General features: G+C 35.2%; 19 protein-coding genes. 13 read left to right on the top strand and 6 right to left on the bottom strand.

The window, feature by feature from the left end; all coding sequences use genetic code 11:
- Positions 1 to 4 precede the first annotated feature (4 nt).
- The gene (locus tag MKY90_RS17465; protein ID WP_098168569.1) at positions 5 to 796 is read right to left on the bottom strand and encodes an arylamine N-acetyltransferase family protein; all 792 of its coding nucleotides are present in this window, start codon (positions 794 to 796) and stop codon (positions 5 to 7) included.
- Positions 797 to 1,012: 216 nt separating this feature from the next.
- Here MKY90_RS17465 and amyS point away from each other — a divergent pair, with 216 nt between their 5' ends.
- The 4 genes from amyS to MKY90_RS17445 all read left to right on the top strand — a co-directional run bounded on the left by amyS (position 1,013) and on the right by MKY90_RS17445 (position 6,391).
- Positions 1,013 to 2,554, top strand: coding sequence for an alpha-amylase (amyS, locus tag MKY90_RS17460; protein WP_341092091.1), 1,542 nt, complete (start codon positions 1,013 to 1,015; stop codon positions 2,552 to 2,554).
- 533 nt (positions 2,555 to 3,087) lie between these two features.
- Positions 3,088 to 4,989: an endonuclease MutS2 gene (locus MKY90_RS17455; protein ID WP_061689240.1), complete on the top strand. Its 1,902-nt coding sequence runs from the start codon at positions 3,088 to 3,090 to the stop codon at positions 4,987 to 4,989.
- A gap of 6 nt (positions 4,990 to 4,995) precedes the next feature.
- Entirely contained in the window at positions 4,996 to 5,520 is a 525-nt protein-coding gene (locus MKY90_RS17450; protein ID WP_063218598.1) for a GNAT family N-acetyltransferase, read from the top strand.
- Positions 5,521 to 5,680: 160 nt separating this feature from the next.
- Positions 5,681 to 6,391, top strand: a complete 711-nt coding sequence (locus MKY90_RS17445; protein ID WP_061689242.1) for a histidine phosphatase family protein — start codon at positions 5,681 to 5,683, stop codon at positions 6,389 to 6,391.
- Between the two features lie 66 nt (positions 6,392 to 6,457).
- Here the strand turns inward: MKY90_RS17445 and MKY90_RS17440 are convergent, their stop codons facing one another.
- Positions 6,458 to 7,423: a quinone oxidoreductase family protein gene (locus MKY90_RS17440; RefSeq protein WP_078205241.1), complete on the bottom strand. Its 966-nt coding sequence runs from the start codon at positions 7,421 to 7,423 to the stop codon at positions 6,458 to 6,460.
- A gap of 123 nt (positions 7,424 to 7,546) precedes the next feature.
- On the opposite strand from MKY90_RS17440, the gene MKY90_RS17435 reads away from it, so the two are divergent.
- Complete coding sequence (locus MKY90_RS17435) at positions 7,547 to 8,434, top strand: LysR family transcriptional regulator (protein WP_063218594.1); 888 nt, start codon at positions 7,547 to 7,549, stop codon at positions 8,432 to 8,434.
- Between the two features lie 129 nt (positions 8,435 to 8,563).
- Here MKY90_RS17435 and MKY90_RS17430 read toward each other — a convergent pair whose 3' ends face one another.
- Entirely contained in the window at positions 8,564 to 9,052 is a 489-nt protein-coding gene (locus MKY90_RS17430) for a DinB family protein (RefSeq protein ID WP_063218593.1), read from the bottom strand.
- Positions 9,053 to 9,256: 204 nt separating this feature from the next.
- Here MKY90_RS17430 and MKY90_RS17425 point away from each other — a divergent pair, with 204 nt between their 5' ends.
- The gene (locus MKY90_RS17425) at positions 9,257 to 9,712 is read left to right on the top strand and encodes a DinB family protein (protein WP_063218592.1); all 456 of its coding nucleotides are present in this window, start codon (positions 9,257 to 9,259) and stop codon (positions 9,710 to 9,712) included.
- A gap of 100 nt (positions 9,713 to 9,812) precedes the next feature.
- Here the strand turns inward: MKY90_RS17425 and MKY90_RS17420 are convergent, their stop codons facing one another.
- Together MKY90_RS17420 and MKY90_RS17415 are read right to left on the bottom strand one after the other, a co-directional pair.
- On the bottom strand, positions 9,813 to 10,193 hold the full coding sequence (locus MKY90_RS17420) for a hypothetical protein (protein ID WP_063218591.1): 381 nt from the start codon (positions 10,191 to 10,193) through the stop codon (positions 9,813 to 9,815).
- A 143-nt stretch (positions 10,194 to 10,336) separates the two neighbouring features.
- Complete coding sequence (locus MKY90_RS17415) at positions 10,337 to 11,101, bottom strand: DUF817 domain-containing protein (RefSeq protein ID WP_063218590.1); 765 nt, start codon at positions 11,099 to 11,101, stop codon at positions 10,337 to 10,339.
- Positions 11,102 to 11,376: 275 nt separating this feature from the next.
- On the opposite strand from MKY90_RS17415, the gene MKY90_RS17410 reads away from it, so the two are divergent.
- The 6 genes from MKY90_RS17410 (at position 11,377) to MKY90_RS17385 (ending at position 16,189) form a co-directional block, all read left to right on the top strand.
- The gene (locus MKY90_RS17410; protein WP_063218589.1) at positions 11,377 to 12,411 is read left to right on the top strand and encodes a FecCD family ABC transporter permease; all 1,035 of its coding nucleotides are present in this window, start codon (positions 11,377 to 11,379) and stop codon (positions 12,409 to 12,411) included.
- Positions 12,412 to 13,428, top strand: a complete 1,017-nt coding sequence (locus MKY90_RS17405; RefSeq protein ID WP_201034179.1) for a FecCD family ABC transporter permease — start codon at positions 12,412 to 12,414, stop codon at positions 13,426 to 13,428.
- A 21-nt stretch (positions 13,429 to 13,449) separates the two neighbouring features.
- On the top strand, positions 13,450 to 14,358 hold the full coding sequence (locus MKY90_RS17400) for an iron-hydroxamate ABC transporter substrate-binding protein (RefSeq protein WP_215599446.1): 909 nt from the start codon (positions 13,450 to 13,452) through the stop codon (positions 14,356 to 14,358).
- 378 nt (positions 14,359 to 14,736) lie between these two features.
- Positions 14,737 to 15,288 carry a GNAT family N-acetyltransferase gene (locus MKY90_RS17395; RefSeq protein ID WP_002128401.1) on the top strand — a complete coding sequence of 184 codons (552 nt, stop codon included), beginning with the start codon at positions 14,737 to 14,739 and terminating at the stop codon, positions 15,286 to 15,288.
- A 79-nt stretch (positions 15,289 to 15,367) separates the two neighbouring features.
- Positions 15,368 to 15,727 carry a nuclear transport factor 2 family protein gene (locus tag MKY90_RS17390; RefSeq protein ID WP_002128400.1) on the top strand — a complete coding sequence of 120 codons (360 nt, stop codon included), beginning with the start codon at positions 15,368 to 15,370 and terminating at the stop codon, positions 15,725 to 15,727.
- 234 nt (positions 15,728 to 15,961) lie between these two features.
- A complete protein-coding gene (locus MKY90_RS17385) occupies positions 15,962 to 16,189 on the top strand; it encodes a hypothetical protein (protein ID WP_002111012.1) in 228 nt (75 codons plus the stop codon).
- A gap of 71 nt (positions 16,190 to 16,260) precedes the next feature.
- Here MKY90_RS17385 and MKY90_RS17380 read toward each other — a convergent pair whose 3' ends face one another.
- A complete protein-coding gene (locus MKY90_RS17380) occupies positions 16,261 to 17,586 on the bottom strand; it encodes an ArsB/NhaD family transporter (RefSeq protein WP_341092076.1) in 1,326 nt (441 codons plus the stop codon).
- A gap of 416 nt (positions 17,587 to 18,002) precedes the next feature.
- Here MKY90_RS17380 and MKY90_RS17375 point away from each other — a divergent pair, with 416 nt between their 5' ends.
- Positions 18,003 to 18,353 (top strand): YojF family protein, encoded by a 351-nt coding sequence (locus MKY90_RS17375; RefSeq protein WP_000407039.1) that lies wholly within the window; start codon positions 18,003 to 18,005, stop codon positions 18,351 to 18,353.
- The last annotated feature ends 13 nt before the right edge of the window (positions 18,354 to 18,366 follow it).

Here is an 18,366-nt window from a genome sequence, read left to right as displayed (position 1 = left end):
AAAGTTATAATGTAATGCCGAACGTTGAATGAAGGAGGTTTGTATATTGCTCTTTTGTAATTGTTTCTTTTGTTTTATTTCTATTTTTCGTTACTGTAAGGCTATCTTTTGTTAATGATGCGTGCCCGTCATGAGTAAGTTTTACAACAAGAGGTACTTTGTTAAATGGTGAACCTTCATGTTCAACAATAATTTTTTGTGCTGCATTTGCTTTCGTTTCATCCACTTCTTCCAAGTAAAATGCATAACCTACTGTCCAATCATCAGTAGAAGATTGCTCTAGAAACTCATTACTTTTACGCATTTCTAAAATATAATTACCTTTTTCAGTCGTTTCTTTACGAATACGATAGTCGCCTGTTACAGAATGAACGATCTCACCTGAGAAAGGAACAGGGGAAAGGGGTAAATATGATCCGAAACCTACTTCAATTAAGTAAAGTTCATTATGATGTTGTAAAACAGTTGCGATATGCCCTGAATCTACAGCCCATATAGAATTTGCAGCGTTATAAACTGTTCCTGAAACGAGATGGACATCGAATTTAGAGTCTTTAAGGAAGTAATACATAGCCGGATTCAATTCATAACAAAGGCCGCCACGGTTGTTTATTAAAATTTTTTCTTTTAGATTTTCTTTTGATATTTCTTTAAAGTTGTTTTCGAGAATATTTAAGTTTTCAAAAGGGACAGTTTGTGCCATTGCGTACATAATGTTAGGTAAATCTTCAAATGAAACTTTGTGTTTTTCTTCTATATTTAATCTTGCAAAAAATTGTTTTTGAAAGTCGGTCATAGAAATCCCTCCGTTATGCTTTTATAGATAAATTGTAAACAATTTTGAATCCGATGTGAATTTTAAACTATGTGGGGTACTTGTGGAATAGTTGAATTCATATTTTGAAAAATAATGTGAGAGATTAAAAGATTGTTACTTTACTAACTGTAGAACGAATATTATAATAACTTTAACGAATTATGCAAACGTTTTCTTAAAGGGGATGGTGTAAATATGTTGAAAAGGATTACGGTAGTCTGTTTATTGTTTATTTTGCTTTTTCCTAATATATATGAGGGAAATAAGGCAGAAGCAGCAACAGTGAACAATGGAACATTAATGCAGTATTTTGAGTGGTACGCTCCAAATGATGGGAATCATTGGAATCGTTTGCGTTCTGATGCTGAAAATTTAGCTCATAAAGGAATTACATCTGTATGGATACCACCTGCATATAAAGGGACTTCGCAAAATGATGTAGGGTATGGAGCGTATGATTTATATGATTTGGGGGAATTCAATCAAAAAGGAACGGTGCGGACGAAATATGGGACAAAAGCACAGTTGAAATCTGCAATTGACGCTTTACATAAGCAAAACATCGACGTATACGGTGATGTAGTTATGAATCATAAAGGTGGGGCTGATTATACTGAAACCGTAACAGCTGTTGAGGTAGACCGTAACAATCGAAATATTGAAGTATCAGGTGATTATCAAATTAGTGCATGGACGGGGTTTAATTTTCCAGGGCGCGGAGATGCTTATTCTAATTTCAAATGGAAATGGTATCATTTTGACGGAACGGATTGGGATGAAGGAAGGAAATTAAATCGAATTTATAAATTTAGGGGTGTAGATAAAGCGTGGGATTGGGAAGTGTCTAGCGAAAATGGAAATTATGATTATTTGATGTATGCAGATCTTGATTTTGATCATCCTGATGTTGCGAATGAGATGAAAAATTGGGGGACGTGGTATGCGAATGAATTAAATTTAGATGGTTTTCGTTTAGATGCTGTTAAACATATTGATCATGAATATTTACGCGATTGGGTAAATCATGCCAGACAGCAAACGGGGAAAGAAATGTTTACAGTAGCTGAATATTGGCAAAATGATGTTCAGGCTTTAAACAATTATTTAGCGAAAGTCAATTATAATCAATCTGTGTTTGATGCACCGCTTCATTACAATTTTCATTATGCTTCAACAGGAAATGGGAATTATGATATGAGAAATATTTTAAATGGAACAGTAATGAAAAATCACCCTGCACTCGCAGTTACTCTCGTTGAGAATCATGATTCTCAGCCTGGGCAGTCATTGGAATCTGTAGTAAGTCCGTGGTTTAAGCCGCTGGCATATGCATTTATTTTAACTCGTGCAGAGGGCTATCCTTCAGTTTTCTATGGTGATTACTATGGGACAAGCGGAAATAGTAGTTATGAAATTCCAGTGTTAAAAGATAAAATTGATCCAATTTTGACGGCACGAAAAAACTTTGCATATGGTACGCAGCGTGATTATTTAGACCATCCAGATGTGATTGGCTGGACAAGAGAAGGCGATGGTGTACATGCTAATTCTGGTTTAGCGACATTACTCTCGGATGGACCAGGAGGATCAAAGTGGATGGATGTTGGAAAGAATAACGCTGGGGAAGTATGGTACGATATTACGGGTAATCAAACAAATACTGTAACAATTAATAAGGACGGATGGGGGCAGTTCTATGTAAGTGGAGGCTCAGTTTCCATATATGTTCAGCAGTAAATTGGTGATGAAAAAGATGAGGTAGACTGAAATATAAGTTTTCTTCTTCTTTTTTACATTCTGCATAGTTATTAAAGTATGACACCTTTACTTCTTATAAAACATATAGTATGATGATTTCAATAAATTAGATTTCAATGAACATAAAATATAAATTAATGAGAGGTGCTTTTTGTGAGTGCGGTAGGTACTAAATAGGAAAAATTTAATGAAATAAATCGGATAAGACCAGGGGATTTTTATGTACATCATACCCCTAATTTTGTCATGGATTTATTTCGAAACCTATGAAGATACCTACAATACTTTATAAAGCGTGTAATAAGGGGATTGCCATCTGTTTTTTTATGGCTTATTTCCTCATATGTTATTACACTTGCCTTGTAAATGTAAAAGCTGCGGTATCCCCGCAGCTTTTTTGTATATGTTTTTAATGTATAAAAATGGTAATTGAATAATGTAGAACTCATTGGAATCTAATGAGTAGGTATCTTCATTGATGATAAAAACCAATCATAGTGAGGAGAAACAAAATGAATACGATGACTTTTGAAAAGTTACAATATAACGAATTAATGGAAATAGTGAAATCTTATTGTGTAAGTGGATTAGGTAAGGAATTATTAAATAAATTAGAGCCGAGTACGAGTATAAAAGTAGTGAGAAATCGCTTAAATGAAACGACAGAAGCACGAGCTATAGTAGATGCAGAAGGGCATGTGCCTTTCTTCGGAATTTCTAATATCGCTAGTACGATTCAAAAATTAGAAAAAGGGATGATTTTAGATCCAGCAGAGTTAGTGAGCGTTTCAGACTTTTTACGTGGGTGCCGAAAGATTAAAAAGTTTATGCTAGATAAAGAATTTTTTGCGCCAGTATTAGCTTCCTATGCAAATTCAATGACTGAATTTAAAAGTATTGAAGAGGAAATTAACTTTTCAATTAAAGGAAATAGCATTGATGCAGCGGCTAGTAAAGAGTTAAAACGAATTCGAAATAACATTGATTCTGTAGACGGAAAAATAAAAGAACGTTTAACGAAGTTTTTAAATAGTAGTGCAAATAAGAAATATATTCAGGAATTCTTTATTAGTAAGAAGGACGATAGGTATACGATTCCAATTAAATCTTCTTATAAAAATCAAGTTGCGGGAAGTATAGTTGAAGCTTCCGCTAAAGGTTCAACTGTATTTATAGAACCGCATACGGTTACAAAGTTAAATACGGAACTCGCAAGTTGGAAAGCAGAAGAAGCGATGGAAGAGTATCAAATTTTAGCGACTTTATCAGGAATGGTATTAGAAAATATTTATCATATAAAAATTAATATGGAACTAATTAGCCAATATGATATGGTATTTGCGAAAGCGAAGTTTAGTAAATCAATCGATGGAATAGAGCCGAAATTAAACGATCATGGCTACATTCATTTAATGAATTGTAAGCATCCGCTTTTAAGTGGAAAAGTAGTACCATTAAACTTTGAAATCGGTCAAGAATACCGTAGTTTAATTATTACTGGGCCGAATGCAGGCGGGAAAACAATTGTGCTAAAAACAATTGGATTGTTAACATTAGCGACAATGTCAGGCCTTCACATCGCTGGAGATAAAGAAACGGAAATTGCTATTTTCGAAAATGTATTTGTAGACATTGGTGATAACCAAAGTATCGAAAATGCACTAAGTACATTTTCATCTCATATGAAAAATCTTTCTGAGATTATGAGGATGTCAAATAATAATACGTTACTGTTATTTGACGAAATAGGAAGCGGTACAGAACCGAATGAAGGTGCGGCGCTTGCGATATCTATTTTAGAAGAATTTTATCTTGCGGGATGTATTACAATTGCGAGTACGCATTACGGTGAAATTAAACGCTTTTCAGAAATGCACGATGATTTTATGAACGCAGCAATGCAATTTAATAGTGAAACACTAGAGCCACTTTATAAATTAGTGATCGGTAAATCAGGTGAAAGTAATGCACTTTGGATTGCGAATAAAATGAATGTGAGAGAACATGTACTGCAAAGAGCGAAAGAGTATATGGGAAATAAAGAATACGCTATAGAAAAAGTGAATGAAAGTAAGATTAGAAAACCGAAAATGGTGCAAGAAAAAAGAGAAAATGACTATGAATATAAAATCGGCGACCGTGTGAATTTGTTAGATCATAACGATTTCGGGATTGTATATAAGGAAAAAGATAATTTCTATAATGTCGTTGTATATTATAACGGTGAATTCGTTGAAGTGAATGTGAAACGTATTACTTTAGAGGTAGCGGCGAAAGAATTATACCCAGAAGGATATGATTTAAATACACTATTTGTTGATTATAAAGAAAGAAAAATGCAACACGATATTGAGCGCGGATCGAAAAAAGCGCTTCGTAAAATTGAAAAAGAAATAAGAAAGAATAGAGGATAATATAGAATGGTAACGATTAGACAAGAACAAAAAAATGATTATAGAAAGACAGAAGAAGTTGTAAAAGAGGCATTTTTAAATGAAGAATTTAGTGATAAAAAGGAACATGAACTTGTAAAACGTATTAGAGAATGTGACTCGTTTATTCCTGAATTATCAATCGTTGCAGTAGATGAGGAAATAGTCGGGCATATTATGTTATCGAAAATTACAATAGAACAAGATGGGACTACTGTAGATTCATTAGCACTTGCACCAGTTTCAGTAGCACCAAGCCATCAGAAGAAAGGAATTGGTGGAAAGCTTATTGGAGCTGCGTTAGAAAAAGCGAAAGAACTTGGATACGGGTCAGTTGTAGTATTAGGACATCCAGAGTACTATCCGAAATTCGGATTTAAAAAAGCAAGTGAGTGGAATATAAAAGCACCATTTGAAGTGCCTGAAGAAGTGTTTATGGTAATGGAATTAACGGAAAATGCTCTTGAAGGTGTAGAAGGGGTTGTACAGTATTCGAGTGCTTTTGCTGAGTAGGAGAATCGATTAAGAAATGTAATCATAAAAGATGCTATCTTTTTGTAGGGATATACAGAAAGATAGCTTTTTTTATTAAGCAGATCTACTTACGTATATTTTGCTCAATGAATAATTGAGATGGTAAAATTGATATAGAAATGTAAAGGGAGAGAATATGATGAAGAATCGAGAAACAGATAGCAATGAGAATGTAGTTACGTTATATGTTACAAGACACGGTAAAACAATATTAAATGCGAATCATCGCGCGCAAGGTTGGGCAGACTCTCCGTTAGTAGAAAAAGGTGTGGAAGTTGCCTCTAATTTAGGAACGGGATTAAAAGATGTTCATTTTGCGAATGCGTATAGTAGTGATAGCGGTCGAGCGATTGAAACTGCTAATTTAGTATTAAAATATAGTGAGCAATCAAAATTGAAACTTGAGAAAAGAAAAGATTTACGAGAATTAAATTTTGGTGTTTTTGAAGGTGAAAAACTTGAAAATATGTGGGATGTGGTTGGAAAAGCTGCGGGCGTTGCATCTCCAGAAGAACTCATGAAGTTTTCTATTCAAGAAGTGATTAATCTTATTAGAGCAGCAGACCCTACGAAACAGGCGGAAGATTGGGAATTATTTTCTACTCGCATAAAAACAGAGATTGATAAAATTAGTGAAGAAGCTGCTAAAAATGGAGGTGGCAACGTTCTAGTTGTCGTTCATGGGCTTTTGATTACTGCCTTAATAGAAATGTTAGACAGTAGTAAAACAAAACTTGGAGTGGAAAATGCTAGTGTGACGAAGATTGTATATCAAGATGGAACATACACAGTCGAGTCTGTTGGAGATATGAGTTATGTTGTAAAAGGGAAAGAAAGTGTGGAAATATAATTATATCTCAAATAGAAATAAGAAAGGGAAGCTAGAAAATCTAGCTTCCCTTTCTTATTTTGTAAATTATGGGGTTAATAAAATCTTCCCAGTACTTTTTCGGCTCTCTAATAATTCATGTGCAAGAGCACCATCTTGTAAAGAGAATGTAGTAGGACTTGCAATGTTTAGTTTTCCAGTTGTAATCCATTCGAATAATTGAGAGGAACGCTCTTTTCGCTCTTCGTGAGTCGTAAGCACATTCCAGAGATCTCCGCCGGTTAAAGTCTTTGAAGTATCCATAAGCATACGTGGATCTACAGGCGTTGGATTACCGCCAGCCATTCCGTAAAATACGACAGTACCACCAACTTTAGTCGCTTTAAAGCTTTCTTCTAATGTAGAACCTACGGATTCATACACAACATTTACTCCGGCACCATTAGTTAATTCAAGTACTTTCGTATGCCATGCTTCAGTATATAAAAATACGTGATCAGCACCAGCTAACGTAGCTACTTGTGCTTTTTCTTTTGATGATGTAAGACCGATTACTTTTCCGCCCTGTAGTTTAATCATTTGGATGAGAAGCTGACCAACACCACCAGCTGCGGCATGTACTAAAGCTATATCACCCTGTTTTATTTGATAGCTATCTTTCGTTAAATAATGTGCTGTTAATCCTTGTAATAAGACAGAAGCGGCTGTTTCAAAAGAAATAGAGTCTGGAAGTGTAATTGCTTTTTCAGATGGAACGGCAACTAATTCTGCATTTGAGAATGGAACGTCAGCAAATGCAATGTGGTCCCCGGGATTGATAGTAGTAACGTTAGCTCCTACTTTTTCAACAATACCAGCGCCTTCATAGCCTAATATATAAGGCGGGTTACCAGCGAGATGATAATCGCCGCGGCGTCTATAAATATCAGCGAAATTTAAACCGATTGCTTGCATGCGAACAAGAATTTCATTTGGATGTATGATTGGATCAGGTATTTCTTTATATTGTAGTACATCAGCGTCTCCGAATGCTTCGAAACAAAGTGCTTTCATATGGAATACCTCCATTTATATTGTTTGTCGATGTTCTTTATCATACAATACAAATGTCAATAGGCAAAGAGGATTATTTCGATAAAATCAATCGGAAATATCGATTGAAAAGAGGGATGATAAATGGAGATAAAACAATTAATTACATTTAAAGTAGCTGCAGAGACTTTGAACTTTACACAAACTGCGAAGAAATTAAACTTTGCACAATCGAGCGTAACGGCGCAAATTAAAACGTTAGAGGCTGAGCTCGGTACGCCATTATTTGAAAGATTAGGAAAACGTCTTTTCTTAACTGAAGCAGGCAGGAAGTTTCAACTATATGCTGATAAGATGATTGCACTCAGTAACGAAGCGAAAATGGCTGTGAAAGATGATGAGGAAATAGCGGGTACGTTAATAATCGGTGCACAAGAAAGTCAATGTACATATAGGCTTCCATCTATATTAAAGAAATTTAAAGCACAATTTCCCCAAATAAAGCTTATATTTAAACCTGCACATTCCAATAAAGATGCGAAGGAACAATTGATGGAGGGGAAAGTAGATCTTGTATTTATTTTGGACGAATGTAAAACAGAGGATGTTTTGCATGTGGAGCCACTTATGAAAGAAGAATTAAAAATAGTAGCTGCTCCTACGCATCGTTTACTTGAACAACCTTCCGTTTCTACAAAAGATTTAGAAAGCGAAACACTTTTACTAACAGAACTAGGTTGCTCGTATCGGACTTTATTTGAAGAGTTATTCCGTGCGGAAGATGTATACCCAGCAAATAAGATTGAATTTGTTAGTGTCGAGGCAATTAAACAATGCGTTATTGCAGATTTAGGTATAGCAGTTTTGCCAGCAATAGTAGTAGAAAAAGATATACGAGAGGGAACGATAAAGGAATTAGTCTTAAAGAATACAATCACTCCGATCTATACGCAAATTGCTTGGCATAAAGATAAATGGATGACAGCGCCATTGCAGCAATTTATTGAGGTGACGAGGGAGTCATTTCATTAACAGTTGTTATAGGTGAACCAGTAATATAGTAAACGATTAAGTTATTTAAATAGAGAAAGAGCATATTTTGAAAAAGATTAATCAAAACGTGCTCTTTATTTTTGTGTGCATTAAGTTCAGTTGTAGTAATTAACTAAGATCTGTATCAGGAGGCGTGTATCCGAGGTGACGAGCCATTGATACAATTTGGCCTTTATGGTGAAACTCATGAGTTTCTGTATGAGTTAAAAGCCATAGTGGAGTTGTACTCCAATGTTCTTTTTGCCATTTCACTTCATTTGCTATATTTTCGAGCCAACGGTCATTGTATTCATCTAAAAAGCGTTGTACAACTTCATCTACTAACTTAAACCTAGCACGGATTTTCTCGACATCTGCATGCTCAATTTCATCATCACTAGCGAATGAAAAATCTGCCCGTTTTTGCTTGAATGCGAATGTTCCAAGCCAGTATCGATAGCAATCGGCTACATGAATATGCGTCTTCATAATGCTACCGCTTCCGAAATTAGGAACCGTACTGTGCAATTTTTCTTGTGGAATTTCTTCCAAAAATGTAAATAGATTTTCCCTTGTAGAACTAATAAGATTATATTGTTGTTTTAAAACATCTAACATGTAATTACACTCCTCTTTTGTTTACTGTAATATTTGTGCAGTAAGTATTTCTATATTTATGAGGAGTGGTCCTTTTTTATTGTTTTCAGTAAGCATATTAGATGTATTTTTTAATTGTTTCTGATAGATTAAACAAGGTGAAACTTTAATAAGTTTAACATCCTTAGTTCATAATAAATTGTACATAAAAAAGGAGACGATAAAATGAATAGAATAATTGGTTTAAAACAATTTGAAATAACGCGTGGGGCATTACTTCAATTTATGGAAACGTTAGATGACAAAACTGCGGATACGCAGCCGGAGGGCTTTAACAATACAATTCGCTGGCATATCGGTCATGTGTTAACGGCAGCAGAAGTTTTCATGTTTGGAAAAGAGTTTAAACAATTACCAACTGAATATCCAGGTATGTTTGGATATGGTTCAAGACCATCTAAATGGAAAACAGAAGGGCCATCATTAGAAGTGTTAACGGTTCAATTAAAAGAACAAGCGAAGCGCATTCAAGAAATTCCAGCAGAAGCATTTGAAAATAAACTTCCAGAGCCATTTTTAGGGTTGGAAACAGTTGGAGAGCTTTACGGTATGATGCTTTATCATGAAGCAGACCATATTGGGCAAATGAAGGCGATGGAACGTCTTGTGAAATCTCTGTAGTTTTGAATTTAATTGCTTGAAAAAACGAAATCCCAGATGGATTTCGTTTTTTTGTAATTAGAAAATCGTTATCGGAAGGGTATTTAAGATTAATATCAACTTAATTAGAATCTAATATCTCAAGTTTCTTAGCTAACACCCAACCACTTAGACCATAAGATGCAAAAATGTTGTAATAAACATAATTCTCTTTTACCAATGTTTCCTCTAATTCTGTAATATTATCATAAGATATTGGCCAACCATAAGGTTTTTGTTCCTCTAATAATTTCTTATTCTCTTTAAAAAAATCTAGAAGGGGATATTCGTCTATATTAGAAATAATGCTAGAACTTAGATGAGTTTCAAAAAAGTGTGCTAAGACACCAGAAAAAATTATATTTACATTCCTTCCTGATTCAGTAAGGGTGTGTATATGAATTTCTTCTTTCTCAAGATTAACTTGGTATGAAATAATGGTATTGTCGTGAACGCTTATCATAGATTCACTCCCTAAATTATAGGCACTTGTTTTTTTGTTTATTCAATATGATTTTTTCCTTATTGTAATGTTTGAGAGAACTAGTGTGTTCAAATCTTTTGATGCATGATATTTATTTGAGTATAATGTGATGTATCATTTTATTATCCTTTCGACTGCTTCAAATGTTTGAGTTGTGTAACAATCATAATGCTAATAACAACGAGTAAAAACCATGAGCTAATTTTGCTTAAGTGAACGAGGCTCCATGTTTCCCGTTGATTTGGATATTGCCATGCTCCGAAGAAGGTAGCGATGTTTTCTGCAATCCAAATAAAGAATCCGATAAGGAAAAATGAGAGTACGAGCGGCATTTTATATGTAACGCCTCGTAATGAAAATTCCACAAATGTGCGAAAGAAAACAATGAATAAAATTAAAGTTAATACCCATCTAAAGTCATATAGAAAATGATGTGTAAAAAAATTAAAGTAAATCATTGCTCCTAGAGGTATTGCAAAAATAGCTTTCGGCCAATGATGCATTTGTAAATGCAATCTTCTCCACGCTTGGCATATGTAACTTGCGACACTCGCATACATAAAACCGCTGTAAAGCGGAACTCCGAAAACTTTTGAATACGCCTCTTCAGGATAACTCCATGAACCGAAATGTACTTTATATATTTCTAGTAAAAGGCCGATGAGGTGGAAGACAGTAATTACTTTTAGTTCATCTTTTGTTTCAAGACCTGTTTTGTACATAATCCACTGCATAAGAAGACATACGATGAGTATGAAATCATATCGGTACAGCCCTGGAATCGAAATGATTTTTGAAAGAGCAAGTGTTAAAAAAATAATGACAGGGAACAAACAGGATAATGCTTGTTCATAAGTAAAATAGAGTAGTTGTTTTACATAAAACATGTTTTCACCTTCAGGATTATTATTTGAAAAATCAAAATAATAACTTAGTATACTACAAATTTGAAAATAAAACAGTACGTCATTTTGCATGTATTTGGAAGTTTTAGAAGGGAGTTGTAATAAGTATTTTGATAGTTTAACAAAGTAAAAAAAAGTTTGCTATTTAAAAAAAGTGGGGATATAATATCTAAATGAAAATGATAATTATTATCAATAATGATTATAAATAAAAAATAATTATAAAAAAGAACTGAATATAAAGGATGAAATGAAACATGTTACATAAGTCTACTGTACATGCTGGCAATAATCGCTGGATACATATTAAGTTCATATGTTTCATGAGCTTAACAATTATATGTTTAATTGGAGCTATATTTTTAGCCGTTGCATTTGGTGCAAAGGATATCCATTTGCAAACTGTGTGGGCAGCGGTTTTTGATTATAATCCGAAATTAACACAGCATCAAATTATTTATGAATTAAGGCTCCCAAGGGTAATTGGCGCAGCAGTTGTAGGAGCTGCTTTTGCAGTCGCTGGAGCTGTTATGCAAGGGGTAACACGAAATCCTTTAGCTGATGCAGGTGTACTTGGAATAAATGCAGGTGCGATGTTTGTAGTAGCACTTAGCTTTGCTTTTTTCCCGCATATGCCGTATTCCTATTTAATGATTGTCTCCTTTATTGGAGCAGTTTTAAGTACAGTACTCATTTTTATTATTGGATCAGCAACATCAGGCGGGCTAACGCCGATGAGGTTAACGATTGCAGGGGCAGTTATGGCCGCGCTTTTACATTCGTTAAGTTCAGGTGTCGCGATTTATTATGACTTAAGCCAAGATTTAGCGTTTTGGTATGCTGGTGGTGTTGCGGGGGTTAAGTGGGAACACTTGAAATTTTTAGTGCCTATTATTCTCATAACAATTGTTTTTGCGACAGCGCTAGGGCGATCTATTTCACTCATATCCATGGGGGATGATGTCGCTACAAATTTAGGTGTAAAAACGAACCGAACGAGAATACTCGGGATGATTACGGTAGTGATTCTAGCAGGTGTTTCTGTTTCAGCTGTTGGTTCCATTGGATTTGTAGGATTGGTCATCCCGCACATTGCTAGAAAATTAGTAGGTGTTAATTATCAACTTATTATTCCTATGTCAGCATTATTAGGAGCTATTTTATTAGTTTTAGCTGATCTAGGAGCAAGAACAGTAAATCCTCCTAAAGAACTTGCGATAGGAATTATGGTAGCTCTTGTTGGAGTTCCGTTCTTCCTTTATATAGCACGTAAAGTTGGGAGGGAGTTATAAGTGAAGGATCTTTTTAGCACGGATAAAAAGAGAGCTATTACTGTAACTACAATTTTCGGATGTATAAGTATCGCTGTAATTTTGATTAGCTTAAATACGGGAACGCTGAGCATCGCACCGCTCAAAGTAATTCAAACGCTTTTTGGCTATGGTGATTTTGAGAGTGCAACCGTGCTATACGATTATCGTATGCCAAGAATTATAATCACAATGTTAGCAGGTATTGGCCTTGGGGTTTCCGGTGCGATTTTGCAAGGATTATCTCGTAATGCACTCGCAGATCCCGGGATTCTTGGATTGCATTCAGGTGCATCTTTCGGGATTATTATATTCGTTACTCTCTTTCATTCTATTAACGAGAGTGCATCGATTTTAATACCGTTATTTACATTTGGCGGAGGAGTGTTAGCTGCATTTCTTATTGTTTTGCTTGCTAGTGATCGGTCAAAAGGTTTACTTCCCATTAGACTTATTCTTGTTGGTATTGCAGTTTCAGCTGGTTTTAGTGCACTTTCGTTATTTTTCTCGCTCAAGTTAAATGATGAGACGTATACATTCGCTTCTAGGTGGTTAGTTGGTAACGTGTGGGGAAGAGATTGGATTCATGTCCTAGCATTATTACCTTGGATTTTGATACTAACTCCGTACGCATGGCTGAAATCCAAAACGTTAAATGCACTGTCACTAGGTGATAGTGTAGCAGCAGGACTTGGTGTATCTGTTCAAAAAGAACGGTTACTGCTTTTAGCTACAGCGGTAGGATTGTCTTGTGCAAGTGTATCAATGGCAGGGGGAATTGGCTTTATCGGCTTAGTTTCTCCGCATATCGCAAGAAAGTTAGTAGGTAGTACATATCAACATTTCCTTCCGTTAGCGGGCATAATTGGAATGATTATTTTAGTACTCGCGGATACGATAGGGCGATCTTTATTTGAGCCAAACTCTATTCCAGCTGGCGTAGTAGTAGCGGCTTTAGGTGCGCCATATTTTCTTTATTTACTTACAAAAACAAAATAAATACTTCAAAGAGGAGAACATATGAAAAAGAAACTTACTATTTTATTTAGCATTATGTTTATTTTAGTATTATCAGCATGTGGTCAAACGAAATCTAGTGAAGAGGCAACTAAAAAAACTGAAAAAAGTAATGATCCAAAAATTGCTTCTATGTCTATTCATTTAACGAATAACTTACTTGCATTAGGAATTACACCGGTAGGTTCTGTAATTGGTGGAGATTTAAAAGATTTCTTACCTCACGTGAAAGAACAGTTGAAAGATACGAAGAAACTGGGCGTTGTAACAGATCCGAATATGGAAGCATTACTACAATTAAAGCCATCTGAAATTTATGTGGATGAAAAATATGCTGGCAAAGATTTAGCGAAATACGAAAAAATTGCAAAAACACATACTTTTAATTTAGATGAAGGTACGTGGAGAGATCATTTAAAAGAAGTAGGTAAACTTGTAAACCGTGAGAAAGCAGCAGATAAATATATTCAAGACTATGAAGAACAATCAAAACGAGTAAAAAGTTTAATAGATAAAGAGTTAGGTAATAACGAAAAAGTAATGGCAATTCGCGTTACTGCAAAAGAATTACGTGTATTTAGTACGAAAAGACCGATGGGACCAATTCTATTCCAAGACTTAGGATTACAACCTGCAAATGGTGTAGAGAAAATTGATGGAAACCGTCCTTTCGAAGTAATTTCACAAGAAGTATTACCTGACTTTGATGCGGATGCTATTTTCGTTGTCGTAAACAGAGACGATAAAGCAAAAGCAGCATTTAAACAACTGCAAGAAACACCAATTTGGAAAGACTTAAAAGCTGTTAAGGGTAAGCACGTATACATTATTAATGATCAACCATGGCTTGACTATTCTGCTTTAGGTAACAAAATGGCAATGGATGAAGCAGAGAAAATGTTTACGAAATAATACAGTTTTGCTATTAGGAAAGGCCCTCTAAATTTGGAGGGTCTTTTTATTGTTGTTATTGTTAGAATAAATGAAAAATTATACAATGAAGTTAATTCAATGCAAGGGAGATGTGCCAATGTCAGCACTTATTGTAAGTATCCCGTTAAAAAAACAGTTTATGGAACAAGGGGATAAAGTGAAACTTTAATCAGTGGGGGTTTTGTTCATCCCCCACTGATTATTAGCCTTCACCAATCGGGCGTTTACGGGCAGCCCGACTCCCACCTAACTTCTTCGCTCCAGCTGAATTTTGAGGTGGGAGTCTTACTGCCCGTTAATGCGGGATAAATAGGCTAGAATTATTGTCCCCGCTATTTAAAAAAGGGGGAGTTTTAGATGACGATGAATCTTTTTCAAAATAAAACTATTAAATTATCAGCTATTAGAGAAGCGGATGCTGAAGTAATGGCTATGTGGCAAGAGGATAGTGAGTACTTAAGAAATGTAGATACAGACTTGGCATTCCCGCAATCGTTACATGAAATAGCGAGTGATGGGCTATTAAAGGGACGGAGATCGAATAGTGTTTCTTTCATGTTAAGAACAGTTCAAGATGATCGCTTAATTGGTTTTGTTGCAATTCACGGCATAGAGTGGAATAACAGAACAGGTCTATTAGCAATTGGTATAGGAGAGGCAAATGATAGAGGAAAAGGGTTTGGGAGAGAAGCAGTGCATCTTATTTTAAAGTATGCGTTCTATGAAATGAATCTACACCGCGTCGGTCTCGATGTTATTTCTTATAATAAAGCAGCCATTGTACTGTATAAAAAGATGGGATTTCAGATGGAAGGATGTATGAGGGAAGCAGTTCAAAGAGATGGAAAGTGTTTTGATCGTATGATTATGGGGATATTGCGTGATGAATGGATAGAGCTGCAGAACTAGCAAAAACATACAGAATAATTGTGTAGTGTAGAGTGAAAAGTTGTAATATTTGGGTAATGATGAGCGGAGGAGTGTACTAATGGAAGGTTTATCTTCATTAAGAGAGTGTTTATATCAGCTAGAGGAACGATTACTTAAACCAGGGGTTCGCACATCTCAAAAGGAGCTTAAAAAGATACTTGCCGCTGATTTTTTTGAGTTTGGGAGTTCTGGTAAAGTTTTATATAAAAATGAGGATATCGATAAAAATGGAATTGGTGTGGTAAAAATGACTTTGAGTGATTTTGAAGTACATCCATTATCCAAAGATGTAGCATTAACTACTTATCAAATATTCAATGAAATGAATAATCAACACTCTTTACGTAGTTCGATATGGAAATTTAGAGAAGGAAGATGGCAAATGTATTTTCATCAAGGTACACCTGCTAAATTTTAGTGAAGCTTTTTGTATGAAAAAGAAACTATAAAGAATAGAATTGTTGAATATATTAGTCCTTTATATATATAAAGAACTAATGAAAGTTGTCTTTCTAAAATATCTAAATTTATTCTTAAAAGGGTCTTGTTAATAAAGGTACATTCCATATTATATATGTAGTATGCAGGAGATATAACGATAATTGGCGAAATTTTACAGTGAACTGATTGAATTTATAAGGAGTTATGCGAGATGAACTTAGAAAAAAGTAAGCCAGTAAATGAAGAGGTCGCTGAATTAAAAGAACTAATTAAAGAACTACACGGAAGTGTACATCAACTTCAAAGTGAAGTGCAGCAACTAAGGCACGAAAGGCCGGTTGTTGAAGTGAGGAAAGGTGTTCAATTATCACCAGCAATCATCGGACAAATTGGTGGTATGATTTTAGGTGGATTAGCAATTATAGGTATATTTTGGTGATGAAAAAAGGTTTGTAGCATAGTGCTGCAAACCTTTTTTATTTGACGACATAATTTCATGCAATACAACTTCTACATTAAATAACGTAAATAAATGTAAGCATGTGATAACAATAGCGCAATGATCGTTAAGGGGAAACCGATTTTTAAGAAGTACATATAAGAGAACCCATGTCCTTCACGTTTTGCAATACCAGCAACGACTACGTTTGCTGATGCTCCAATTAATGTTCCGTTGCCTCCTAGGCAAGCTCCAAGTGATAACGCCCACCATAGTACTTCAATTTGCGGAGAATCGACAGATAGTCCGAGTCCTGTAGCTAAATCTTGAATAAGTGGAATCATCGTTGCGACAAATGGGATGTTATCAATTGTCGCAGATGCGATGCCAGATACCCATAAGATAAGTATAGCAGCGAAACCGATATCGCCATTTGTTACGTCGAGTACTTCTTTTGCGAGTGAAGAAATAAGTCCGATATCAATTAATCCGCCAACGAGAACGAATAGTCCAGCGAAGAAGAAAATTGTTACCCATTCAACGTGGGCAAATACATCTTCAATATCATGTTCTTTCACACCGATTAACATAAGAAGTGTAGCACCTGTCATCGCAATAACGGCAGCGTCTACATGAATAATAGAATGAAGTACAAAGCCTAAAATAGTTAGTCCTAAAATCGTAATGGATTTTAAAAGGAGGCTCTGATCTTTAATATAATCTTTTTCATTTAATGCCATTAGCTTTTCGATTTGCTCAGGCGTTGTTTTTAGTTTGTTGCGATACATGAAGTAAATAATGCCAAGTGTAACGATAGAAATAATGATTACGATTGGAGCTAAGTTTAGTAAAAAGGCATTAAAGTCTAAATGCTTATTAGCTGATCCAATCATAATGTTAGGCGGGTCACCAATTAATGTTGCTGTTCCGCCTATATTTGAAAATAGTACTTCTGAAATTAAATAAGGAACAGGATTTACTTTTAAAATACGTGTAATGGATAGTGTAACAGGTACGATTAATAATACGGTTGTTACGTTGTCCAAAAATGCAGAACCGACAGCAGTTAATAGGGATAGTAATAATAAAATGCGGATTGGTTTTCCGCCAGCTGCTTTTGCTGCTTTTATGGCTACAAATTCAAATACGCCTGATTGACTCGTAATATGTACGAGAATCATCATCCCAATTAAAAGGGTAATCGTTTCCCATTGAATATGCGATGTGAAAGCAGTATGTAAATCTACAATTCCAAAAATAATCATAATAGCAGCACCGAATAGTGCGATTACAGCACGATTCAATTTCTCAGAAATAATAAAACCGTACGTGACTAAAAATACGGCAATTGTAAAATAATATTGCCAATTTGCTACTTCATGTGCTGATTGTTCCAATCATGTCACCTTCTTTAAAGTATGTATTCAATTGTCGAAATGTATCTCGCTGTATTAATACGGGATAAAATATATTGTAGCAAATTCAAAAAAGAAAGAAAACTATTTAACAATGTGAAGGAAAAAATGTGATTTTTACATATCATATAAAGTGAAACTTTAATCAGTGGGGGTTTTTGTTCATCCCCCACTGATTATTAGCCCTCACCAATCGGGCATTTACGGATAGTTGATTTCCCACCTAGCTGACGTGTGTTCGCTGGATTTTGGGGTGGGAATCTTACTATCCGTTAATGCGGGATAAAAAATATAAAAAACACAGTGCAAATTATTAGGAAAAGTGGGCGTTGTCCTCTAATATAGAGATAGCAATTTACATTATTTTTGCGTAAAATGGTTTAAAGAGGTGAATTCCGATGGAAATAGTAAAAGATAGTTCTCTTATTCAAAATGAAATTGAACGTTTTGTAAATAAAGATGTATATATTCATTTAGAAACGACGAATGGAGCGTATGCGTCACACTTTAATGAAAAGATGATGACAGTAGGAGCATTCATTCGAAATGCAATTATTCGCTTTGAGCGTGGGAAAATAACTGGAACAAACCCATACCGAGTTGGTTTGAAAATGGATCATGGCTGGGTATATGCAGAAGGCATTACGCACTGGGAAGTAGACGATAAAGAGCGTTTATTACTAGCAGGGCATGATAACCAAGGCCGCTTAGCGGTAGCGCTTGAGCTAAGCTTAACGCCATTTAAGTAAGAAGGAGGGAAAC

The sequence above is a fragment of the Bacillus sp. FSL P2-0099 genome, from assembly GCF_038007445.1.
Taxonomy (GTDB): domain Bacteria; phylum Bacillota; class Bacilli; order Bacillales; family Bacillaceae_G; genus Bacillus_A; species Bacillus_A mycoides.
The sequence above is the reverse complement of the archived record's forward strand: the minus strand, read 5'-3'. Positions and strand labels throughout refer to the sequence as shown.